This window comes from Parasaccharibacter sp. TMW 2.1891 (genome assembly GCF_023337675.1).
Lineage (GTDB): Bacteria > Pseudomonadota > Alphaproteobacteria > Acetobacterales > Acetobacteraceae > Bombella > Bombella apis.
Genome location: NZ_QORT01000001.1, coordinates 1,204,607 through 1,226,487, shown reverse-complemented (window position 1 = coordinate 1,226,487; position 21,881 = coordinate 1,204,607). Strand labels below are relative to the sequence as shown.

Annotated in this window: 24 protein-coding genes and 1 tRNA gene; 19 read left to right on the top strand and 6 right to left on the bottom strand. The window is 57.9% G+C overall.

Annotated features, from left to right (window positions below; genetic code table 11):
* The first annotated feature begins 72 nt into the window (after window positions 1-72).
* The 5 genes from DTJ15_RS09160 to DTJ15_RS05425 all read left to right on the top strand — a co-directional run bounded on the left by DTJ15_RS09160 (window position 73) and on the right by DTJ15_RS05425 (window position 3,965).
* Window positions 73-279: a helix-turn-helix domain-containing protein gene (locus DTJ15_RS09160; protein WP_077395756.1), complete on the top strand. Its 207-nt coding sequence runs from the start codon at window positions 73-75 to the stop codon at window positions 277-279.
* Between the two features lie 556 nt (window positions 280-835).
* Complete coding sequence (locus DTJ15_RS05440; RefSeq protein ID WP_249109586.1) at window positions 836-1,450, top strand: toprim domain-containing protein; 615 nt, start codon at window positions 836-838, stop codon at window positions 1,448-1,450.
* Complete coding sequence (locus tag DTJ15_RS05435; RefSeq protein ID WP_249109585.1) at window positions 1,450-2,775, top strand: virulence-associated E family protein; 1,326 nt, start codon at window positions 1,450-1,452, stop codon at window positions 2,773-2,775. The genes DTJ15_RS05440 and DTJ15_RS05435 overlap by 1 nt, the downstream gene beginning before the upstream one ends.
* 645 nt (window positions 2,776-3,420) lie before the next feature.
* The gene (locus DTJ15_RS05430) at window positions 3,421-3,645 is read left to right on the top strand and encodes an antitoxin MazE family protein (protein ID WP_349292851.1); all 225 of its coding nucleotides are present in this window, start codon (window positions 3,421-3,423) and stop codon (window positions 3,643-3,645) included.
* Window positions 3,642-3,965 (top strand): type II toxin-antitoxin system PemK/MazF family toxin, encoded by a 324-nt coding sequence (locus DTJ15_RS05425; protein ID WP_086431497.1) that lies wholly within the window; start codon window positions 3,642-3,644, stop codon window positions 3,963-3,965. The genes DTJ15_RS05430 and DTJ15_RS05425 overlap by 4 nt, the downstream gene beginning before the upstream one ends.
* 160 nt (window positions 3,966-4,125) lie before the next feature.
* Here DTJ15_RS05425 and DTJ15_RS05420 read toward each other — a convergent pair.
* Both DTJ15_RS05420 and DTJ15_RS05415 read right to left on the bottom strand, forming a co-directional pair.
* A tRNA-Ser gene (locus DTJ15_RS05420) sits at window positions 4,126-4,215 on the bottom strand.
* A 105-nt stretch (window positions 4,216-4,320) separates the two neighbouring features.
* Window positions 4,321-5,637 (bottom strand): DUF2130 domain-containing protein, encoded by a 1,317-nt coding sequence (locus DTJ15_RS05415; RefSeq protein WP_249109583.1) that lies wholly within the window; start codon window positions 5,635-5,637, stop codon window positions 4,321-4,323.
* A gap of 448 nt (window positions 5,638-6,085) precedes the next feature.
* On the opposite strand from DTJ15_RS05415, the gene ffh reads away from it, so the two are divergent.
* The 10 genes from ffh to DTJ15_RS05365 all read left to right on the top strand — a co-directional run bounded on the left by ffh (window position 6,086) and on the right by DTJ15_RS05365 (window position 15,320).
* A complete protein-coding gene (gene ffh, locus DTJ15_RS05410; RefSeq protein ID WP_043559765.1) occupies window positions 6,086-7,507 on the top strand; it encodes a signal recognition particle protein in 1,422 nt (473 codons plus the stop codon).
* A 54-nt stretch (window positions 7,508-7,561) separates the two neighbouring features.
* Window positions 7,562-7,915 carry a 30S ribosomal protein S16 gene (gene rpsP, locus DTJ15_RS05405; RefSeq protein ID WP_043559767.1) on the top strand — a complete coding sequence of 118 codons (354 nt, stop codon included), beginning with the start codon at window positions 7,562-7,564 and terminating at the stop codon, window positions 7,913-7,915.
* Between the two features lie 25 nt (window positions 7,916-7,940).
* Window positions 7,941-8,483: a ribosome maturation factor RimM gene (gene rimM / locus DTJ15_RS05400; protein WP_043559769.1), complete on the top strand. Its 543-nt coding sequence runs from the start codon at window positions 7,941-7,943 to the stop codon at window positions 8,481-8,483.
* On the top strand, window positions 8,480-9,184 hold the full coding sequence (gene trmD, locus DTJ15_RS05395) for a tRNA (guanosine(37)-N1)-methyltransferase TrmD (protein ID WP_249109581.1): 705 nt from the start codon (window positions 8,480-8,482) through the stop codon (window positions 9,182-9,184). The genes rimM and trmD overlap by 4 nt, the downstream gene beginning before the upstream one ends.
* Before the next feature lie 22 nt (window positions 9,185-9,206).
* Window positions 9,207-9,584, top strand: coding sequence for a 50S ribosomal protein L19 (rplS, locus tag DTJ15_RS05390; protein ID WP_043559775.1), 378 nt, complete (start codon window positions 9,207-9,209; stop codon window positions 9,582-9,584).
* A 30-nt stretch (window positions 9,585-9,614) separates the two neighbouring features.
* Window positions 9,615-11,057, top strand: coding sequence for a 3-isopropylmalate dehydratase large subunit (leuC, locus tag DTJ15_RS05385; RefSeq protein ID WP_043559777.1), 1,443 nt, complete (start codon window positions 9,615-9,617; stop codon window positions 11,055-11,057).
* A 2-nt stretch (window positions 11,058-11,059) separates the two neighbouring features.
* Window positions 11,060-11,722, top strand: a complete 663-nt coding sequence (gene leuD, locus DTJ15_RS05380; protein ID WP_043559780.1) for a 3-isopropylmalate dehydratase small subunit — start codon at window positions 11,060-11,062, stop codon at window positions 11,720-11,722.
* Window positions 11,719-12,828: a 3-isopropylmalate dehydrogenase gene (gene leuB, locus DTJ15_RS05375; RefSeq protein WP_249109580.1), complete on the top strand. Its 1,110-nt coding sequence runs from the start codon at window positions 11,719-11,721 to the stop codon at window positions 12,826-12,828. Before leuD ends, leuB begins: the two co-directional genes overlap by 4 nt.
* A gap of 84 nt (window positions 12,829-12,912) precedes the next feature.
* On the top strand, window positions 12,913-14,115 hold the full coding sequence (locus DTJ15_RS05370) for a pyridoxal phosphate-dependent aminotransferase (RefSeq protein ID WP_248630551.1): 1,203 nt from the start codon (window positions 12,913-12,915) through the stop codon (window positions 14,113-14,115).
* Window positions 14,115-15,320 carry a pyridoxal phosphate-dependent aminotransferase gene (locus DTJ15_RS05365; RefSeq protein WP_248630550.1) on the top strand — a complete coding sequence of 402 codons (1,206 nt, stop codon included), beginning with the start codon at window positions 14,115-14,117 and terminating at the stop codon, window positions 15,318-15,320. Before DTJ15_RS05370 ends, DTJ15_RS05365 begins: the two co-directional genes overlap by 1 nt.
* 56 nt (window positions 15,321-15,376) lie before the next feature.
* On the opposite strand, the gene DTJ15_RS05360 is transcribed toward DTJ15_RS05365, so the two are convergent.
* Window positions 15,377-15,910 (bottom strand): thioredoxin family protein, encoded by a 534-nt coding sequence (locus DTJ15_RS05360; protein WP_086431492.1) that lies wholly within the window; start codon window positions 15,908-15,910, stop codon window positions 15,377-15,379.
* A 167-nt stretch (window positions 15,911-16,077) separates the two neighbouring features.
* Here DTJ15_RS05360 and DTJ15_RS05355 point away from each other — a divergent pair, with 167 nt between their 5' ends.
* Window positions 16,078-16,398, top strand: a complete 321-nt coding sequence (locus DTJ15_RS05355) for a hypothetical protein (RefSeq protein ID WP_227449715.1) — start codon at window positions 16,078-16,080, stop codon at window positions 16,396-16,398.
* Here the strand turns inward: DTJ15_RS05355 and DTJ15_RS05350 are convergent.
* Window positions 16,395-16,823, bottom strand: a complete 429-nt coding sequence (locus tag DTJ15_RS05350) for a DUF423 domain-containing protein (RefSeq protein WP_043559796.1) — start codon at window positions 16,821-16,823, stop codon at window positions 16,395-16,397. The genes DTJ15_RS05355 and DTJ15_RS05350 overlap by 4 nt on opposite strands.
* A gap of 77 nt (window positions 16,824-16,900) precedes the next feature.
* Between DTJ15_RS05350 and DTJ15_RS05345 the strand changes: the two genes are divergently transcribed.
* From DTJ15_RS05345 to DTJ15_RS05335, 3 genes are all read left to right on the top strand, one after another.
* Window positions 16,901-17,452, top strand: coding sequence for a DUF4142 domain-containing protein (locus tag DTJ15_RS05345; protein WP_043559799.1), 552 nt, complete (start codon window positions 16,901-16,903; stop codon window positions 17,450-17,452).
* A 247-nt stretch (window positions 17,453-17,699) separates the two neighbouring features.
* A complete protein-coding gene (locus DTJ15_RS05340) occupies window positions 17,700-18,281 on the top strand; it encodes a hypothetical protein (protein ID WP_192848310.1) in 582 nt (193 codons plus the stop codon).
* An 11-nt stretch (window positions 18,282-18,292) separates the two neighbouring features.
* Window positions 18,293-19,456, top strand: a complete 1,164-nt coding sequence (locus tag DTJ15_RS05335) for a glycosyltransferase (protein ID WP_249109579.1) — start codon at window positions 18,293-18,295, stop codon at window positions 19,454-19,456.
* A 17-nt stretch (window positions 19,457-19,473) separates the two neighbouring features.
* Here the strand turns inward: DTJ15_RS05335 and DTJ15_RS05330 are convergent, their stop codons facing one another.
* Entirely contained in the window at window positions 19,474-20,910 is a 1,437-nt protein-coding gene (locus tag DTJ15_RS05330; RefSeq protein ID WP_249109578.1) for a glycosyltransferase family 2 protein, read from the bottom strand.
* Between the two features lie 68 nt (window positions 20,911-20,978).
* The gene (locus tag DTJ15_RS05325) at window positions 20,979-21,875 is read right to left on the bottom strand and encodes a glycosyltransferase (RefSeq protein ID WP_043559804.1); all 897 of its coding nucleotides are present in this window, start codon (window positions 21,873-21,875) and stop codon (window positions 20,979-20,981) included.
* Between the last annotated feature and the right edge of the window lie 6 nt (window positions 21,876-21,881).

Genomic DNA, 21,881 nt, shown 5'->3' with positions numbered 1-21,881 from the left:
AAGGCCTTGAACTTTCGAGATGGGCGGGAAATAATCATTTTGTAACTCACAGCAAGAAAGGCAAAAAACTTGATGCATCAACTCCCTACATATCTTTCCCCTAAGCAGTTCTGTGAAATGTACAGCGTGAGCGCTGCTACCCTGTATCGCATGATTGCAGATGGGAAGATTGAGGCCCGCAAGATTGGCCGTGTGACCCGTATTTCCCTAGAGGATGCAAAGAACTTCTTTGCTTCTTGCCCCAAGATGGAGACACGGGGAAAATATAACAGGTCATAAAAAGAAACCGCTGCCAGAACCAACCAGCAGCGGCCTCTTGCTCTATTTTGCCGAAACGATCTTTACTTGGCGGTATAACTGTTTCGGCAAATGGGCACCCATACAAAGATTTAAAAGGAAGTGCCTATGCGGAAGCATATACGGCAAGCGTACCTTAGCGCAAACAAAAATGAGAGTCTGTTTCAGGGGGTAAGAACTGCCCTGCCAGCTCATACCCTAGCGATATTGTCCCGGCTTGCGCCCGGCGGGTATGTCAAAAGTGGCGAATATGTAGCCCTTTCTCCCTTACGGGCTGACAGGCATGTCGGTTCCTTCAAGTTCAACATCCGTAAGGGTATTGGGGCAGACTTTGCCACCGGATGGAAAGGTGATCTGATTGATCTAGCCGCCGCTCTCTCTGGAGGCAGTAAGCTGGAAGGGGCACGCAATCTTGCCCGGATGATGGGGATGGAGGTGTCAGGTCATGACTGACATATTCCGTCCACTCACTGATGAAGAAAAACACGGCCACCGGTTAGTGGGTGGTAGTTGCTTAGACGCTCATAGAAAGCCGCCCATGCACTTTACGCCTGTTCCGGTGTCTTTAGAGCATAGTGCAGCTATACCGCATCCTAGGACGTATAAACAGGCGCCTGTTACGGGGTTTTATTGCTATGATGATGGTGACGGCCTAACAGGCTTTGCCACCTTCCGCTACGATCCTCCCAATGCCCGCAAGCAGTTTGGCTGGCTGACATATGGCAAGCTAGAAGGGGAAGACCTGCCACGCTGGCATTTCCGGGCACCGCCACCGCCGCGGATGCTGTACAATCTCCCTGACCTGCTTGGAAAAGCGGGTGCGCCTGTTCTGGTTGTCGAGGGAGAGAAAGCCGCCAATAAAGCCGCTCTTGCGGAAAGCTGGCAGGGCTATGCTGTGACAACCTCATCCGGTGGGGCAGAAGGGGCACACAAAAGCGACTGGAGCCCGCTGGCAGGCAGAGAGGTACTGATAGCCCCTGACAATGACATCGCCGGGCAGGCTTACGCTCATGCCGTGGCAGAGTTAGCCAGGCAAGCAGGGGCACTGACAGTCCAGATCATCCGGTGGCCTGATTATTTTCCTAAAGGGTGGGATATTGCCGATGCCCTGCCAGTCCCTGAACAGAAGCACGTAACAGGGAGGGCGGCATAATGGCTGATTTGCCTGATGATTTAGTGCAGGCCGGTGCCATAATCGAAGAGGCTCTAAGCGCTGGATACCTTCCAGATGATAGCTTTATGGCAGAGCTCATGCGCAAAGTTGCCAACCAAGAGCTAACAAACGAACAGGCCCTAGAGCACACCATAAACCGTCATCCAGACTTACAGGGTGTCTTTCGCTTTAATGAACTGACACTGCAATACGTCATCACCAAAGAGCTGCCACAGCTCTCATCTGTTTCTCTGCCCGTTGCCCAGGCGGGCAGTTTTCCCATCCTGCTAGAAAAGTACCATGTCCAGCTAATCGGTGCGTGGATGCGCCGCTTTGGCCTGAAAGCCAACAAGGACACGCTGGAAGCCCTTGTGATGGTGAGTGCCAACCATCACACCTATAACCCCATCAGGGCTTATCTGGAGGGCTTGCAGTGGGATGGCACAGAACGTCTTTCCAGCTTATGGGCGCGTTCTTTCTCTTTGGAGAATACGGCTTACCTGCAAGAGATTGGCAGGCGCTGGATGGTGGCAGCCATTGGCCGGGCTCTGGCTACAGGGCATAAGCCCTACAAGTTCGACTGGCTGCCCGTTCTGATAGGCGGACAGGGAAACGGGAAAAGCACTTTCTCTGCCATTCTCTTTGGAGAGTGGAATAAAGAAGGCTTGCCCGCCAATCTGGCAGACAAGGACGCCAAGCAGGAACTGCAAGGCGTTTGGGGGGTAGAGCTATCGGAATTAACGTCTCTAAGGCGTTCAGAGAATGAGGCTATCAAAGCCTTTCTTAGTGCTATGGTAGATAAGTATCGTCCTAGCTATGGGCGTACATTGCAGACTTATCCACGCCGATGCGTCTTTATTGGCACGACCAATGAGCAAGAGTTTCTGACAGACGGAACAGGTAACCGCCGCTTCATGCCCATTAACGTAGGCTCACACTGCCTTGACTTTGGCTGGCTAGCAGAAAACAGGGACCAGCTTTGGGCAGAGGCTTACCAGCTTTTTTGTTATGACCCCGCCTTTGAGACTTGTGAGCCCTCATACCTGAAAGAAGAAATTGAACAAATCAGACGGGAAAGCATGGTCAGCGACATTCTGGAAGAATCTGTCATTAACCTCATCGAGGGCGATACCCTGCCCGATGCAGACGGTAAAGGAGGCTTTACGGTAGCCAGCATCATCAGAGCGCTTTCGTTGCCTATGACCCGTGTAATGGAAATGAGAGTTTCTAATATCCTGCGTAATTTAGGGGGTGAGAAACAGCGGCAACGGACAGGCAAAGGACGCTTCTATGTCTGGCAATTCAACCATATGGTTACGGGCTGAAAGATAGCATCACATCTTCCAAGCCGCTAAAGGGCAGGGCGATCCTTCGTTCTGTCCTTTTTTTTTGTGCATTTATTATGCTGCCTTAATATTAATTTTCTGTAACTGATTATTTTTTTATATATTTTACCTAAAAAGGTTAGGCCGGTTAGGCCAGTTAGGACAGCCCTAGAGAAAGCTGGCTTATAGCTGGCCTAACATTGGCCTAACTGGTCTAACCTTTTAATATTTGCATATCGTTGGCCCAACTATGGCCCAACTATGGCCCAACTGGCCTAACCTCTCTGAATTAGATTCAAATAAAGATATATTAAGGGCGTTTTGATAGTGTTTCAGTTTGGTTTCCAGTTTTAAGGCCCTAACCATCCTATTTTAGGTCTTGACTGTCTTACTGTTTTATTGCAGGCGCGTGCGCGCACGTACTGTTCACTTAAGTATGTGATGCCCGGCTCTAAGGCGTGCATGAGCCTGTTGGTTTTGTCGGATGTAGGCACTGCCACTTGATAAAAAATCATCAACAATCAAAAGGCGGGCTGGTCTTGCGCGTGTGTGGACGTGTCCATTCTGTCCAGATAAGCGGATAGATTCACGGCCTTGTAAAAGGCGGTCTTTCCCCTCTATTGTTACATGTAACGGGAGGAAGCTATGGCATCGACAACCAGAAGTCATGAACGTGTCCGCAAGCATCGGGCAGTGATGAAGCGGGCCGGTATGCGCCCTGTTCAACTTTGGGTGCCTGATACAAGGCGTCCTGATTTCACCCGCGAAGCATCGCGACAAGCGCGGTTGATACGGGCTTGCGATGAAAAGCGGGGCGATGATATGGCTTTCTCTGAGCTAGCCGCTGCCCAGATTGAGGGCTGGGAATGAGGCGGGGCGATCTGGTCACGGTTGCCTTGCAGGGAGACCTTGGCAAGCCTCGTCCAGCTCTAATTATTCAGGCAGACAGCTACCATGAGACGGCCAGTGTCGTTATTTTGCCCGTAACAAGCACCATACAGGACGCCCCCTTGTTGCGGCTGACAGTAGAGCCAGATGGCGTTAATGGTCTGAAGAAGATGTCCAGCATCATGATTGATAAGCCATCGACCATACAGCGCGGGAAAGTAGGCCCTGCGTTTGGGCGGCTTCATGATTATCAGATGGTGGAGATTACGCGTCTGTTGGCTGTATTTCTGGGAATGGCTTAGGGCATTTCCCGCGTGGTGCTCTCACATGTGGGAGGCGGTTACGCTTCAGGGACAGAATCGGAAACTGTCATGCGTTTGCATGAAGTATGGTCTAAAGTAAGGACTGGAAAAGAGGTTTACCCCAAAAGGCGCAGGAAACTGCCATTTTTTGAGGTTCTTATGGCGGATGGGGTGGGATTCGAACCCACGGTACGCTTCCACGCACGCTGGTTTTCAAGACCAGTTCCTTAAACCGCTCGGACACCCATCCGTTCTGCCTTCCCATGGAGAAGGCAGGCACGGCCCCTGATACTGATTCACCCGTTGGGCGTCAAGCTGTGAAGCTGCGCCCGTTTCAAAAGGATGGGGCCAGACATTACTCTCCATCTTCTCTCAGTGTTGCGAATTTCGCCTTCATGGTCGCATTCCCCCGTGTGAGCCGCTTGATCGTGACGTCCTGCGCCTTGTCGTTGGCCAGACGCAGGTTGTTGTCTGACTTCAGGAGATTGTCCTTGATCTTCTGAAGATGGGAGATGGATTTGTCTATCTCTTCAACGGCTGTGTTGAACTGTTTGTGTGCGAGGTCATAGTTGCGGGCGAAGCCGGTCTTGAACGTCTCCAGCTTCTCCTCAAAGTTGGTCACGTCGATATTCTGCTGGCGTGTCAGTTCCAGCTCCCGCTTGTAGGTCAGCGCATTGGTGGAGGCATTGCGGAGCAGGGAGATGATCTGAAGGAAGAACTGCGGGCGGATGACGTACATCTTCGGGTAGCGGTGGGACACGTCCACGATGCCCGTATTGTACAGTTCGCTCTCGGGTTCCAGCAGGGAGACAAGCACGGCATATTCGCATTTCTTCTCCGTGCGGTCCTTGTCCAGTTCTTTCAGGAAGTCTTCATTCTTCTTTTTGGTGGCGGTGCTGTCAGCCTCGTTCTTCATCTCGAACATGATGGAGATGATTTCCGTTCCGCCTTCATCCGCATCCCGGAAGATGTAGTCCCCCTTGCTGCCGGAGCGGGCGTCATTGTCCTTCTCGAAATAGGCCCGTGGGAAAGCCATCGCCCGTGCCCGGTTGAACTCCACCTCGCAATGCTGCTCCAGCGTCTCACCGACCATCTTGGTAGAGAGGCGGGCCTTCATGTCTTTCAGCCGTTCGATGTGGTCATCACGGTCCTTCAGCTGAAGTTCGTAATGCTCCTTCAGCTGGGAGGCGGCGAGAGTATTTTTCAGCTCCATCTCTTTCAGTGTGTTTTGCAGGGTGTCCCGCTCCTTCTGGACAGCCTCAACCGCTTTCGTGACGGCCAGTTCCTTTTCCGCCGTACCGGCGGCCAGTCGGGCCTGAAGCTGATGGATCTCCGTCTCCCTGGCCTGCACGGCTTCCTGCAGCTGGGCTTTCCTTTCAGCTTCAGCAAGACGGGTGGCCGTCTGCTGGTCCGTTTCGTGTCGTTCAATCTGACTTTTCAGGGCCTGTATTTCAGCATCACGGGCATGGAGGGCCTGATGCATTTCCTGCTCATGGGCAAATTTGACCCGTTCTGCGGCAAGCTGCTCTTCCCGTGCCGCCGCTTCCAGTTTTTCCTGTACCTGCCGGGCAAACTCCTTGTCCCGCACCTGTTTGACGATGTCGGCATAGCCTGCATTGTCGAGTGAAAATGATTTATGGCAGTGGGGGCAGGTGATGTCGTGTGTGGCCATGATGGAAACTCTTTCAGGATTGTGGAAGGTAGTTGGGAGACAGTTTTCTGATAGTTGGAGAGAAGGGAAGCAGGCCGGCTCATTACGGAGTGGCCTTGCTTGATCCCCGCAAGGGCGGGGAACATATTTTTAATGGAACCAATAAGGTGATCGGCTATCGGTTCATCCCCGCAAGGGCGAGGATTGGATTGTTTGTAATCTAATTTTGCTGGATGACAAGAGATTCCTTATAAATTGATCAGCTATCTTGTTATTTTATGGATAAAAGGAGGCAGATAGAAACGGTAGGGTAAAAAAGTGAGCTGAGGGCAGTTATCCTGCCTTCTGCCGAGACGGGAAAAGCTTGACGGAACTCCAGAGAGGCCGTAAAGGCGTAGGAAGTTTACGGACACGTCACTCCGCGAGGGTTCGCGCAGTGGCGCGTTTGTCATGGAATTAAGGATAGCCCGTGTTCGAGCAGCTCTCTGGCAGAATGTCGAAAGTTTTCGAAGGTCTTTCCCGCGGGGAGAGGCTTTCGGAGGGTGACGTCACCGAGGCCATGCGCGAGGTCCGTCTGGCCATGCTGGAGGCCGATGTGGCCCTGCCGGTGGTGCGTAGCTTCGTCAGCAAGGTGAAGGAGCGTGCTGTCGGCGGTGAGGTGCTGGATGGCGTCTCGCCCGGTCAGGCTGTGGCGAAGATCGTCAATGATGCGCTGATCGAGGCTCTGGGTGGTGCTGGTGCGGTGCCGCTGAACCTGTCGGCTCCGGCCCCAATTCCTTATCTTCTGGTCGGCCTTCAGGGGGCGGGCAAGACCACGACTGCCGGTAAGCTGGCCCTCCGTCTCGCCAGCCGTGAGCGGAAGAAGGTGCTGCTCGCCAGTCTGGACGTGCAGCGTCCGGCGGCCCAGCTCCAGCTTCAGCAGATCGCCGAGCAGGTGGGCGGACGCACGAATGGGCTGGTCACCTCCCTGCCGATCGAACAGGGGCAGGGGCCTGTCGAGATCGCCCGCCGTGCGCTGGATGCAGGGCGCCGTGAAGGCTTCGACATCGTCATTCTCGACACCGCAGGGCGTCTGGCCATTGACGAGGCCCTGATGGATGAGGTCCGTCAGGTTCGTGACGTGGCGAAGCCTGTGGAGACACTGCTGGTCGTCGATGCCATGACCGGGCAGGACGCCGTCAATACCGCACAGTCCTTCAAGGACCAGATCGGCCTGACCGGCGTCATCATGAGCCGCATGGATGGTGATGCCCGTGGTGGTGCCGCCCTCTCCATGAAGGCGGTGACAGGAGAGCCCATCAAGTTCACCGGGTCCGGTGAGAAGATGGAGGCTCTCGAAGAGTTTCATCCCGAGCGTGTTGCCGGGCGCATTCTGGGGCTGGGCGATGTCGCCGGGCTGGTGGAAAAGGCGTCCGAGCAGCTCGATCAGGAAGAAGGTGAGCGTGTTGCCAAGCGGATGCTCGCCGGCAAGTTTGATCTGAATGACTATGTCTCGCAGATCAATCAGATCAATCGCCTTGGCTCTATTTCCGGCATTCTTGGTATGCTGCCGGGCATGGGCAAGCTGAAGGATAAGCTGGCGGGGAAGGATCTGGACACGTCCATCTTCAACCGTCACAAGGCGATCATTTCCTCCATGACAGCGCAGGAGCGCAGCGCACCGGAGATCATCAAGGCGTCACGCAAGAAGCGTATCGCCCTTGGGTCCGGCACGAGCGTTCCGGAGGTCAACCGGCTGCTCAAGCAGTTCAGTGAGATGTCCACCATGATGAAGCGGCTCAACAAGATGGGCGGCCTGTCTGGTCTGATGCGTGGCATGGGGGGTGCCGGTGGTCTGGGCGATATGTTCAAGGGGATGGGAGGTCCGGGAGGCCGTCCACCTTTTGGCTGAGTGTCCTCTTGGCTGTCTGTCTTTTTGTAATGTTCTGATGATGCAGGAGTTGTTATGAGCCTGAAGATCCGTCTGTCCCGCGCAGGTGCGAAGAAGCGTCCGTACTACCACATTGTGGTTGCCGACAGCCGCAGCCCGCGCGATGGCCGTTTTGTTGAGAAGGTGGGTGCCTACAACCCGATGCTGCCGTCCGACCACGCCGACCGCGTGCGCCTGAATGACGAGCGCATCAAGCACTGGCTGGAGCAGGGTGCCCAGGCAACCGACCGTGTGGCCCGTTTCCTCGGCCATGCCGGTCTGGCACCGAAGCCGGCCTTCCGTGAGCAGCCCAAGAAGTCTGCTCCGAAGAAGAAGGCCCAGGAGCGTGCTGCCAAGGCTGCTGAAGCCGCCAAGGCAGCCGAGGCCTGATCAGGCCTGAGCGGGAGATTTCTTCTTGTCACACCGTCCTTCACATCAGGATGTTCTGGTCGCCACGATAGGGCGTCCGCATGGCGTGCGGGGGCTCGTGCGCCTGCACCCGGCAACGGAGCATCCCGAGACGCTCGAGGAACTCGGGCCTCTTCATGATGAGACGGGCAGCGTGTGGCAGATACGCTGGAAGGCACCGGGCATTGCTGCCGTCCTGGGACAGGACGGACAGCCCCTGCCGGACCGGACGGCGGCAGAAAAGCTGGTGAACCGTAAGCTCTATGTTGCCCGTGAGGCTCTGCCGGAGGTGGAAGAGGACGAGTTCTATCATATCGACCTGATCGGTATGGAAGCCGTCCTTGCTTCCGGGGAGACTGTGGGGCGTGTTGTCAGTGTCCATGACTATGGGGCTGGCACCAGTCTGGAGCTGGAAGCGGGGCAGCTGATTCCTTTCACCATGGCCTGCGTGCCGGAGGTGGACATGAAGGCGAAACGCCTCGTGGTCGTCCCGCCGGAAGCCGTGGAAGTGGAAGGGGATCTGGCTGGTGAGGTGGAAGTCCGCTCATGACATGGCAGGCTGACATCCTGACCCTCTTCCCGGAGATGTTCCCCGGTCCGCTGGGCTGCTCCCTTGCGGGGCGTGCCCTGGAGCGGAACCTGTGGGCCTGTAGAACGCATGACCTCCGTCCGTTCGGGCGGGGTGTGCACAAGGCCCTGGATGATGCGCCATTTGGCGGGGGCGCAGGGATGGTCATGCGGCCGGACGTGCTGGATGACGCCCTGACCAGCGTGAGGCAGACAGATGATGGCCGCCCGGTGATCTATCCGACACCACGGGGCCATCGTCTGGAGCAGAAGGATATTGCACGGTACGTTCAGGGAGAGGGCGTTGTCATTCTCTGTGGACGGTTTGAAGGGGTTGATGAGCGGGTGCTGGAGAAACATGCGGTCGAACAGGTCTGCATGGGGGATTTTGTCCTTTCCGGGGGAGAAATACCGGCACTGGCACTCCTTGATGGCTGTGTGAGACTTCTGCCGGGTGTGATGGGGTCAGCCCTGAGCGGGGAGGAGGAAAGCTTCTCTGCCGGACTGCTGGAATACCCCCAGTACACGCGGCCTGCCACATGGGAGGGGAGGGATGTCCCGCCCGTCCTGCTTTCTGGCAATCATGGGGAGATCGCCCGCTGGCGAGATGAGGAATCCATCGCTGTGACCCGTACACGTCGCCCGGACCTCTGGGCCATGTATGAACAGCAGCAACAGAGTTGAGTTTTTTTCGGGAGTTTGAAGCATGAACATCATTCAGCAGTACGAGGCGCGCGAAATGGAGCGTCTTTCCGCCATTCGCAGCGTTCCTGAATTCGCCGCCGGTGATACCGTGCGTGTTGGCGTGCGCGTTGTTGAAGGTACACGCGAACGTGTACAGGTCTTCGAGGGTGTGGTGATTGCCCGCTCAAACCGTGGCCTGGGCAGCAGCTTCACGGTGCGCAAGGTCTCCAACGGTGAGGGTGTGGAGCGTGTTTTCCCGCTTTTCTCCCCGACGATTGCTGATATTACGGTTGTTCGCCGTGGTAAGGTCCGTCGTGCGAAGCTATACTACCTCCGTGGCCGCTCCGGTAAGTCCGCCCGTATTGCCGAGCGTCCGCGTGATGTCAAAAAGGAGGGCTGATTTTCAGCTCTCATAAGGAGATGAGAGAGAATGCAGAATCCGGTTACCCCTAGAACTTTGTATGACAAGATCTGGGACGATCATGTGGTGAAAGCCCTTGAGGACGGAACGAGCCTTCTCTACATCGACCGCCACCTCCTCCATGAGGTGACCAGCCCGCAGGCCTTCGAGAGTCTGCGGGCCGCAGGGCGCCCGGTGCGGCGTCCTGATGCCACGATGGCCGTGGCAGACCACAACGTCCCGACCTCCGACCGCTCCCAGCCGGTGGAAGACCCGCAGAGCCGCCTCCAGATCGAAACGCTGGAAGCGAACGTCAAGGAGTTCGGCGTTCCCTATTTCCCATTGCGGTCCCGCCAGCAGGGCATCGTGCATGTTGTCGGACCGGAGCAGGGCGTCTCCCTGCCGGGCATGACGATCGTCTGTGGAGACAGTCATACTTCCACGCATGGGGCCTTTGGCTCGCTGGCGTTCGGCATTGGCACGTCCGAGGTGGAACATGTCCTGGCCACCCAGACCCTGCTTCAGAAGCGCAGCAAGAACATGCGCGTGCGAGTCGAGGGTGAGATTGCTCCCGGCGTGACAGCCAAGGACATCATGCTCAGCATCATCGGCCGTATCGGTACGGCAGGCGGCACCGGTCATGTGATCGAGTTTGCCGGCTCGGCCATTCGCAAGCTGGACATGGCCGGACGCATGACGCTCTGCAACATGTCCATCGAGGCTGGCGCCCGTGCCGGTATGGTGGCCCCGGATGAGACGACGTTTGAGTATGTCAGGGGGCGTCCTTTTGCGCCGCAGGGTGAGGCTTTCGAGCAGGCCGTGGCGTACTGGAAGACCCTCGCCACGGATGAAGGTGCCCACTTTGATGAGGAAGTGGTGCTGGATGCTGCCGAGATCAGCCCGTCCGTCACATGGGGCACCAGCCCCGAGGATGTCCTGCCCATTACCGGCACCGTGCCTCGTCCCGAAGATTTTGCCGACCCGGCCAAGGCCGAGCGCATCCGCCGCACACTGGCCTATATGGGGCTGGAAGCGGGTCAGAAGATTGCCGGTACGCCGGTGGATGTCGTTTTCATCGGGTCCTGCACGAACAGCCGCATTGAGGACCTCCGGGCTGCTGCGGCCGTGCTGAAAGGCCGCAAGGTGGCAGACGGCGTACGGGCCATGGTCGTGCCGGGTTCCGGTCTGGTCCGTCATGCGGCGGAGCAGGAAGGGCTGGACAGGATTTTCCGTGATGCCGGTTTTGAATGGCGTGAGGCGGGCTGCTCCATGTGTCTGGGCATGAATCCCGACAGGTTGAGTGCCGGGCAGCGTTCTGCTTCCACTTCCAACCGTAATTTTGAGGGGCGTCAGGGGCCGGATGGCCGCACCCATCTCTGTTCTCCGACAATGGCTGCTGCGGCTGCCGTGACGGGGACACTGTGCGATGCACGGGACCTGCTGGAGCCGACAATGGCAGAAGGAGCCGCCTGATCATGGAAAAATTCACCCGTCTGACAAGCGTTGCTGCCGCCCTGCCACAGGAGAACGTGGATACGGACCAGATCATCCCGGCCCGTTTCCTCAAGACCATCCGCCGAACAGGCCTGGGCGAGCATCTTTTTGCAGGCCAGCGTTACGATGCTGATGGCCGGGAAAATCCGGACTTCGTGCTCAACAAGCCGGCCTATCGCAAGGCTGGCATCCTGATCACGCTGGATAATCTTGGCTGCGGGTCATCCCGTGAGCACGCCCCCTGGGCCTTGCTGGATTTCGGCATACGCTGCGTGATCGCTCCCAGCTTTGCGGACATTTTTTACAACAACTGTTTCAAGAACGGCATCCTGCCGATCCGTCTTCCCCGTGAGCAGTGTCTTGCCCTGATGGAGGATGCCAGCCACGGCGAGAATGCCCGCCTGACGGTTGATCTGGAAAAGCAGGAAATCCATCGCCCGGATGGTGAGGTCGTGTCTTTCGAGATGGACCCGTTCCGTCGCCAGGTTCTTCTGGAAGGGCTGGATGATGTGGCCCAGACACTGAAGAACCATGAGCAGGCCATCCGTGAGTTTGAGGCCCGTCCATCCCGTGCCTGGGTGCCGTCCACGAAACAGCCGGGTCGCCCGCAGAGTGTCATTGGTAGCAAGGGAGAGCAGGCATGAGCGCAAGACAGAAAATCCTGCTGCTGCCGGGTGACGGCATCGGCCCGGAGATCATGGAGCAGGCCGTCAGGATCATCGACTGGCTGAAGGCCGAACGTGGCCTCGATGTTGACCTGTCGGAAGACCTCGTCGGTGGGGCCTCATTGGCGAAGCATGATCTGCCCATCCGGGATGAGGTGATCGCCAAGGCCAAGGCTGCTGATGCCGTACTGTTCGGCTCTGTCGGTGATCCTGCGTGGAAGGACGTGCCGTTTGACCGTCGGCCGGAGGTGGCCATCCTGCGCCTCCGCAAGGAGCTGAACCTGTACGCCAACCTGCGTCCGGCCAAGCTGTTCGACCCGCTGCTTTCCGCCTCTGCGCTGAAGCCGGACGTCGTGCGTGGGCTGGACCTGATGATCGTACGGGAGACGGTCGGTGGCGTCTATTTCGGGGAGCCTCGTGGAATCGAGACCCTGCCGGATGGCACGAAGCGTGGCGTGAATACGGAAGTCTATACGACCGCCGAGATCGAACGTGTGGCCCGTGTGGCTTTCGACCTCGCCCGTCTGCGCAGTGGCCGTGTCTGCTCCGTGGAGAAAGGCAACGTCATGGAGAGCGGCCTGCTCTGGCGTGAGGTGGTCACGGACCTGCACAAGCGTGAGTATTCCGATGTGACGCTGACGCACATGCTGGCGGATAACTGTGCCATGCAGCTCGTGCGTGATCCTCGCCAGTTTGACGTGATGGTCACGGGCAACCTCTTTGGCGATCTTCTGTCAGACCTCGCCTCCATGCTGACCGGGTCTCTGGGGATGCTGCCTTCTGCCACGCTGGGCACGCCGGAAGGGTCGGACAGGCAGGCTGCCCTGTATGAGCCGATTCATGGCAGTGCGCCGGATATTGCCGGGAAGGGCATTGCCAATCCGCTGGCACAGATCCTGTCTCTGGCCATGATGTTGCGTTACTCGCTGGATCGTGGTGCGGATTCCGAGCTGATCGAGCAGGCCGTTTCCAACGTTCTGGCTTCCGGGCTGCGGACGGCGGACATCGCTGCTGCTGGTGAGAGCCGTGTCAGCACGGCGGAGATGGGAGAAGCCGTGCTGAAGGAACTTCAGAAACTCGCCTGATCTCCGGGTGATTGTGCTATGAACTGCCATGCGCCCGCCTGTGTCTCACGGGCGGGCGTTTTTTTGAGATGTAAGAGGAACGACATGTCACTCGCTGCCGAACGGATGGGGCGTATCCTGCCAAGCCAGACCATCGCCATCACGCAGAAGGCCAGAGCCCTGAAAGCGGAAGGGCGGGATGTCATCAGCCTGTCTGCTGGTGAGCCGGATTTTGATACGCCTGATTTCATCAAGAAGGCAGCGATCGAGGCCCTCCAGCGTGGCGAGACGAAATATACCGACGTTGCCGGCACGCCGGCTCTCCGCAAGGCCGTGGCAGAACGGCTGAATGCTGATTTCGGTCTGGATTACCGGCCGGAGGAAATCTGCGTGTCCACGGGTGGCAAGCAGGTCATCTATAATGCGATGGTGGCAACGCTGAATGCGGGGGACGAGGTTGTCATCCCCGCTCCGGCCTGGGTGTCCTACCCGGACATCGTGCAGCTGGCGGATGGCAAGCCGGTCATCGTGCCGACCACGCCCGAGACGGGCTTCCGCCTGACAGCCGAACAGCTCAGCAGGGCCATCACGCCCCGGACCCGCTGGCTGGTGCTGAATTCTCCCTGCAATCCGACAGGCAGTGCCTATTCCCGGGATGAGCTGAAGGCCCTGACGGATGTCCTGCTGGAGCATCCGCAGGTCTGGATTCTGACGGACGACATTTATGCGAAGCTGACCTATGAGGGGCGGGAAGCCTGCACGGTCGTGCAGGTGGAACCCCGCCTGCGGGAACGGACCCTGACGATGAATGGCGTCAGCAAGGCCTATGCCATGACGGGCTGGCGCATCGGCTTTTCTGCCGCCCCCGTATCCCTGACAAAGGAGCTGATCAAGCTGCAGGGGCAGAGTACAAGCAATGCCTGCTCCATCGCCCAGGCCGCCGCTCTGGCTGCCGTGTCCGGTCCGCAGGATTTCATTGGCGAGATGGTGGCTGTTTATCAGAAGCGGCGTGATCTTGTGGTGGATGCCCTTTCTGCGGTTCCGGGTCTCTCCTGTGCCCGGCCGGAAGGGGCTTTTTATGTGTTCGTGTCCGTACAGCAGCTTCTGGGCAGGCGCACGGCAGGCGGGCATGTGCTGGAAAGTGACGAAGATTTCGTCAAGGCCATGCTGGAGGAGGTCGGGGTGGCCGCCGTTCATGGCACGGCCTTCCTGTTGCCGGGTTATTTCCGGGTGTCCTACGCCACCAGCACGGAGCTTCTGGAAGAAGCCTGCCGCCGCATTGCCCGTTTCTGTGGAGGGCTGGCCTGATGTTCAGACCGTCCCGGCGTCTCGCCACATTGCCCACGCCAGCGACGATCGCCATGGCGGCCCGTGCCCGTGAACTGAAAGCGCAGGGCAAACCGGTCATTTCTCTGGCTCTGGGGCAGCCTGATTTTCCATCTCCTGCGGCAGCTCTTGATGGAGCCGTGGCGGAAGTGAAGGCTGGCCATACCGGCTATCCGCCCATTCCGGGGCAGAAGCCGCTGCTGGAGGCCGTTGCCGGGAAGTTCCGGCGGGATAACGGGCTGGACGTCTCGCTGGACCAGCTCATGGTCTGCAATGGTGGCAAGCAGGCCATTTTCAATGCGTTCATGGCCTCGCTTGATGATGGGGATGAGGTCATCGTTCCAGCACCATACTGGGTCAGCTATCCGCTCATTGCCCGGATGTTCGGTGGCGTGCCGGTGGAGATTGCCTGCCGGGAGGAAGACGGTTTCCGGCCCCAGGCCGAGGCCATCCGCAAGGCCATCACGCCCCGGACCCGCTGGCTCGTGCTGAATTTCCCCAACAATCCGACCGGTGCCATTCTGGAGCGGGACGATCTGGAGGCCATTGCCGCCGTCCTGCGGGAAGCTCCGCATGTCATGGTAATGAGCGACGAGATTTATGAGCACCTGACCTTTGATGGCAGGCATCATCTCTCCCTGCTCAATGTCGCTCCGGACCTTGCCGACCGTATCCTCATCATCAATGGCATGAGCAAGGCTTATGCCATGACAGGCTGGCGGGTCGGGTTTGCCTGCGGCCCGGTGCCTCTCATCAGGGCGATGATCAAGGTGCAGGGCAATACGACATCAGGCATCTGCACGCTGGCACAGGGTGGTTCCGTGGCAGCCCTGAAAGAGGATATTGCCGGGGTTCAGGCCATGCGTGAGACCTACGAACGGCGGCGTGGGCTTGTGATTGATGCCTTGCGGCGAATCGAGGGGCTGAGCTGTGCCCTGCCGCAGGGTGCTTTTTATGCCTATCCGGGGCTGTCTGCCCTGATCGGGCGGAAATCTGCCGGGGGGCGTCTGCTGAGTGATGACGTGGCCTTTGCGGAGGCCCTGCTGGAGGAGGCTCACGTGGCAACCGTGCCGGGTTCAGCCTTCGGCTATGGGCCGCATCTGCGCCTGTCCTTTGCGGCGTCTGACGAGGAACTGGAAGAAGCCTGCCGGCGGCTGGCGGGCTTCGTGCAGGGAATCACGGACTGACAGAGACGGGGGCCATGTCTGCTGCTGGCAAAGAATGGCCCCCCCCCCCTCCGTTTTCAGGGACGCTGGTTCCACTCATTCAGGAGGGTGATGACGGATTGCGGAGCCATCTGGCGGGCCGAACCGAGGGCGAGGGTGCCGTCAGGGTTCAGCAGGCGGCCCTGGGGTGTGAGGATCAGGACCGTCGGGACGGCCTTGATGGTCACGCCATACTGCTGGGCCAGCTCCATGTTGGTATCAAGATGCCCGACATTGACGGGGACGATCACGAAGTGCTCGTCCAGCCACTGGCTGACGGAGGGAACGGCAAAGATGCCTGCAAGAATGCGGCAGTCCGGGCACCAGTTCCCTCCGAAATCCAGAAGGACACGCCGGTTGGTTCTGGCGGCGGTCAGGAAGGCTTCATGAACCTGTTTGGCAGCCAGGTCAGCTGGCGGGTAAGGCTCATGGGCGGGAGTGATGGTGGTCATTCTGCTGATGTCTGGCAGGGGAGCGGGTGCTGTTGGGGCTGGGCTGGCACCCTGCGCAACACCGGAGGAGAGGAGAAGGCCCATACCGGCAAGAGCCAGGGCGGAGTGGTAAAAACGCATGATCTCTCCTGAGACAGTGGGTTTGTGAAGAATTCGTTCCCTATTGTTAGCGGCAAGGTAACAACAGGACGTTAAACAGGCGGTGGACGCCGAGCTTTTCTTGATAAGCCATGAGGTCATGAATTAGGGTAGAATCTTGGGTTTGATAAGGCGATGGTGTGCTTGTGGTGAGACGGAAACGGCCAATTTTTTATACTGCTTCCCGCAAGGAGGTTTCAGTCCTTTCGACATTGGGGCGGATGGTCGTTCTGCTTGGGCTTACCTGTGGCCTGCTGCTGGTGGTCAGGTTCTACCAGCCTGCAACCCGTCTCATGCAACATGCTGTCAGCACGGCATTGTGGCAGCGGCTTTATGGTCTGTTTCATGTCGAAACGGCCTTGGGGCGTGAGCAGTTGATCCTGATCGGAATCGTCCTTTCCTGTTTCCTGCTTGCCCTGCTGATACAGCTTCTGGCCCTGTGGCTCATGAATTGGGTCCGCCGTCGTTAGGAGCCTTTCAGTGGGGAACGGATGAAGGCGGCCGAAGCGACGCAGAGCCACGAGAGGATAAGTAGCGTCCCCCCTGTCGGAGCCAGCCGTGCCGGGAACAGGATCCCGAAGCCATGCAGCGTGACAGGGATGCTGAACAGGCTGGTCCCCAGTGCCAGCCCCGTGCAGCCGAAGGCGAGGCGTTGCGGGTGGAGGTAGCGGCTGGCCGGTGTCAGGGCACAGAGGGCGATGCCGTGCCAGAGGGCAATATCAGCAGCCATGTGCATCATGCTTCTGCCATTGGGGACAGGAAAGACCGTATCTGGCAGATGCGTGGCCGCAGCCTGACAGGCAACGGCCAGACTGGCATAGAGGGCTCCGAGACTGAACAGGCCTCTCAGCAGGAAGGCAGTTCGGGAAGAAATTGCCCTGTCATGATTCTGCATATTGATTATAACCCGGCTGAAAAGGAGATGCGGGCATTGTCTCAGCTGCCCGAGAGGATGAGAAGGGGGAACGTCGTATGAAATTTCGTTTTGTGGTTTGTGCAGGGCTGCTGTCTCTGGGGGGGTGTGGTCTCACGCCGCCTTCAGCTCCGCGGGTTCCGCCTTTGCCAAAGGGCCCTGTCACGCCCGTACCGAAGCTGGCTGCCGATGATGCCGTGCTGTTGCAGCAGATCAACCTGCGTGCTGCCTATATGAAGGCTGCGACCGATCTGGCTGCGTTGCATAGTGGTGATGAGCTCATCAAGGGGTTTGCGGCCCAACAGTCCAAGGATTACGACAAACTGCATGCTGATGCCCAGAAGGTGGCAACAGCCCATACGCTTTTATTGGTCGAGACGCAGTCTGGCATACAGCAGAAGCGTCTGGCCACGCTGGGCCGGTCATACGGGCGGCCTTTTGACAGGGCTCTGCTTTATGCGTTGACCCATGCTTCCACGGCACGGGAGAGGGCTGCGCTGGCACAGGCTAAAAAAAGTGGCAGCACGGCAGACATGAAAAGTCTGGCAGGAACAGCGCTGGACCTTCTAAACCGCAGCCAGGAACAGGGCCTGGGTCTGATTCGCCGGTGACGCACTTTGGCGTCATGGGGGCTGATGCGCCCTCCTGTAATATGGCAGAAATTTGTCATATTTTTGACGTTTTATTGATGGTGTGTTAAAGGGCTAGTATTGAGAGTAAAAGACCTATCCTGATACCTTTCTGTACAAATGCCGTACCGGTTCTTGTCTTCCTGAGAGCAGGTGATGCTCCTGATGTACAGGAAAAAGGAAGAGGTTTTTCTGTTGTGACATATCATCAGGATCGACGAACCAGGACATGCAGAACGATTCGCCTTTGACTGAGAATTCTCTTCGCAAGGCTCTGGAAAAAATGGGGGGCGGGCCAGCTGCCGTAGAGGCCGGAGATGGGGCACCGGGCCATGGTTACAGGGGCCATTCTGCGCCCCGTGGCCGATCTGCTCAGCAGGTGGGGCGCCGCCGTCGCTTTTCCGGGGATGATACGGTTGTTGTGGAGCATCAGTCACTGGGGCGCCCTACGCAGAAGAGGGCTGCGAATCGTGTGATGGCTGCCTCAGAGGCCGGGCAGGAGCAGGAAAGGCTGAAGCAGAGCCTGCAAAGGGAAAGGCGTCGGGTTCATGATGTAGAGGCTGAGCTTGCTACGTTGAACAAGCGGATTCAGGCCGTGAATACCCAGATGACACATCTGCGCCTCCAGGTGGAGGAAGGCAGGAAGGCTCTCCAGCAGCGTGATGAGAGCATCCTGCGCCTGCGGGCCGAGCTGCATCAGGCCCGGGAGCATCAGGCACGTCGTGCTGCCAGCCCGACCAGGGCAAAGCCAGCCGCCCCTGCGGAGGTGGATGACGAGGGCCAGAAACCTGTGCAATGGTGGGTGGACTGATCAACCATGCCATGATGACTGCACGTTCTTCTGCCATGGCTGGGTTTCCGGCAGCCGGAATGGGGGCAGCGATGGTCGACAGGATATGGCACGGGGGGGAATGGCAGACGGCACATCCCCTCAAGATCGTTCATGTTGGGGACTTTTTTTTCAGCCTGAAGAAAAAGGCGCCGACCCAGTTCAGTGTGGGGGGGAAACTCTCCAATGGCCTGATACGGAATGGCCATCACGTCATCAATTTTCCTTACAGGGATGTTGCACGCTCCGGTGGCTGGTTTGGCAGCCGCAAGATGGGCCGCCATCATCTTTTCCGGGCGCTGAAGGAATTCGTGGCGTTCAGTGCGCCTGACATTCTTCTGCTGGGGCATGGGTACATGATTCCCCCTTTCGTCATTGAGGAGCTGCGTCAGCAGCAGCCCGGCATGACAGTGGTGCAGTGGAATGTTGATGCCCTGTTCGTGGAGAGCAATGCCAAAGACTTTGCGGCCCGGCATCAGGTGGTGGATGCCAGTTTCATCTCCACGGCAGGGCCGGTTGTCCGGCAGGTGGTAGGGGAGAAGGGGCATGTTGGGTATCTTCCCAACCCGGTGGATCGCAGTGTCGAACGGGGACAGGCTTTTGCGCTGTCATATCCGGAAGCGGATGTTTTCTATTCCTGCGGGAATCCAGCTCGGTTGCGGACCATTTGTGGACGGGACTGGAATATGGAGGAATTTTGCGAGACGCTGGAGGAGCGCTTGCCCCCGTCGGTGCGTTTTGCTTATGCGGGGGTCCGTCGGCAGCCTTATGCCAGTGGAGCTGCTTATTCCCTTTTGCTGGAGCAGACAGCGATGGGGCTGAATATCAGCCGCAGGGCAGATTATTATCTCTACAGTTCAGACCGTCTTGCACAGATGATCGGCAACGGCCAGCTTGTCTTCATGGAGCGGCAGACAGGTTTCGACCGTATCTTCTCTGATCAGGAGATGGCCTTCTTCAGCAGTCTTGATGAACTGGTGGAGCTTGTCAGCCAGTACCACAAGGCGCCGACCCTTCGTAAGGATGCCGCCCGGGCGGGATGGCAGCGCTATCATGCTCTTTTCAATGAGTGCGCCGTGGCCGATTATATCATCGGCCAGACGCTGGGCACTCTGCCGGAAGAAGCCCATGCGTGGCGTCATTTGACCAACCTGTGAGGGAGAGGATTCCGGTTTCAGGAACTTTGTGTGATCCTGAAATCGGAGAACAGGGTTGTCCATCCGGCCAGCTCTTCTTCTTTTGAGCAGGTGTCCGGTGTTTTTGTGTTGGCGAAGATCATGCGCTGATCGGCGGTGGTAGCATCACCGAAATTGACGAACATGACCTTGAAGTCCAGCGCAGGATAGCGGGCAGCCAAGGCCTCTACCAGAGCTGTGAAATTGGCAGTGGCTGTATGGGCAGGACGATGCTGCCCGCCATAAAGATGACCATCCCGCCAGCTGCGGATGAACAGCACACGCCGGGACTGCCGGCAGAGCGTGTCAATTTCCTGGATCATGCCATGGAAACGGTGCCGTAAAAGAGGCAGCTGCTCATGGAATTTTTCTACGCTGGCCGGTTCTTCTTCCGGCTTGTCCAAACAGTTGTGGTAGGTGATCAGCGTGTCCCGGCAGCGCAGGGCCTTGTGATGGCCATAGAGGCAGTTGGTGGAAAGCAGCCCGGCAAAACTATTCTGGAAGAGTGAGACCAGAGTGTGGAATGGCACAAGAAACTGGTCGAAAAGACCAGGGCCAGGGCGGCCGAAGTATCTGTTGAGGGCCTGATTGACTGTCTCATCCCCACCCAGAGAGATGATGCTGTCAAACTGCAGGCTTTCTCCGCCCGGTTCGGGAGAGGGGCGTGAAAGGGCTGCGGCGATTTCTTCACGGAACTCGAACATCTGCTCGTCGGTCCGCCAAGGGTGGCGGTAGAGCGGTTCATGGCGGATGGCATCATGGATGGCCTGGTTCCTCATGGCCAGCTCATGATTGCCGTGGCTGTGGGAGGGAAGGGTGTTCAACCCGCCTCTCAGATAGAAGAGCTGGCCACGTTCCGGGCTGAGGTGCTGTGCCAGGCCGCCATAGCCTGCCCGGAGAAAACGCTGGGTGTGTTCAACATGCTCTTCCCCGTATTTCTCGAACCGGACATCCAGATACCCAACGTGGGACAGGGCCTTTGCGTGATAGCCAACGCAGAAGGCCTGATGCATGGGGGCAATGAAAGGATCCTCTGGCGTGCCGCTGCCGGAGGAAATGTCATTGTCGATCTCTATGGTGATTTCCGGCATGAAATTGATGTGGCCATAGCGTTCAATGGCCTCAATCCAGGGCAGCTCCCAGCCGAAGACGGTAGGGAAGCAGTCATCCTCCAGGATAAGGATCCAGTCGCACCGTTTTTCTTCCTTGAGGTACCAGAGGACACGGTTGCGGTTCCACGAGATGCCCTTGTTGCGCCCGGTGACACAGGGAACATTCAGCTCCTTCAGCATGTCGGGCGTACCATCGGTGGAGCCATCATCCGCAACGACAAATTCGAATGTCGTGCGGGTATGACGGCGGATGCTGGCGATGACCTCCTTCAGGATGGCCTTGCGGTTATAGGTAATGATGCCGATGCCCAGTTTCCCGGCCATGAAATGCCTCGCCAGTCTGTCATTGAGTGAAAGGGAAGATGAAACCTGCTGTACCGGGTACCGGGGCCCTAGGGAAAGGCCCTCAGCACATCCCCGAGCAGCCGCCGGAAATCTTCTGCGTATGGGCCATCCCATCCTGTCCATGGTTTGGGGAAGCCGGAGAAATGCACGGCAAAGGGATTGGCCAGCCCGTCATCGTAAATTTTCTTCCACTCTGCCGGGAGGGTCTCACTGGCCTCGACACAGCCCGGCCCCCAGCAGACATTCCAGTTCTGGTGGATGAAATGGACCTTGCCATAGAAGATGCGGTTGAGGATGTCCTGGTCGCTCATCCAGAACAGAGTGCTGCACAGGTGGCCACATTCTTCCGCCTGCGCCTGGCTGATCTCGGCAATGTTGAAGACAAGAACGCCATTCTGGAAGTAATTGTTCGAGTCCAGCACACCAAGGGCCCCGCAGTGATAGTCTACCAGCGGGGGGCCCCCAGCAATGGCCTGCGGCAGGCGGAAACCGTTGGTCTGGGCCGGGATGAGGAGCAGGTCCCGCGTTGCACCGATCTGCGCCGTGGCGGGGATGCTGTAATAAAGCAGGCTGGGGCAGGCCCGCAGCAGTATGTCATCGCTCAGATAGACAATGCGGGAAAAATTGGCGAACAGGGTTGGCACAGCAAGGCTGTAGAATGTCGTGCGGTCTGTCGTGTCGAGATAGGCCGGGTTGTATGTCTGCATCCATTCGGAGACATCCACGAAGTGGATCTGGGAGCGTCTGCCATCAAAAAGACGCCGGCCTGCTGTCATGGTTTCCTCCGGCAGGCCCTCATGCAGCATGTAGAGGGCAAGCCTCACTCCTGGCAGAAGGTTGTTGATCCCGGAGAGGATGGTAGCATACGCATTGGGTGCACTGTGCTCTGTCAGAGGCAAAGCGACAGGAATGAATTCTGCAGGTGGTGGAAGAACGGTTTGCATAAACAG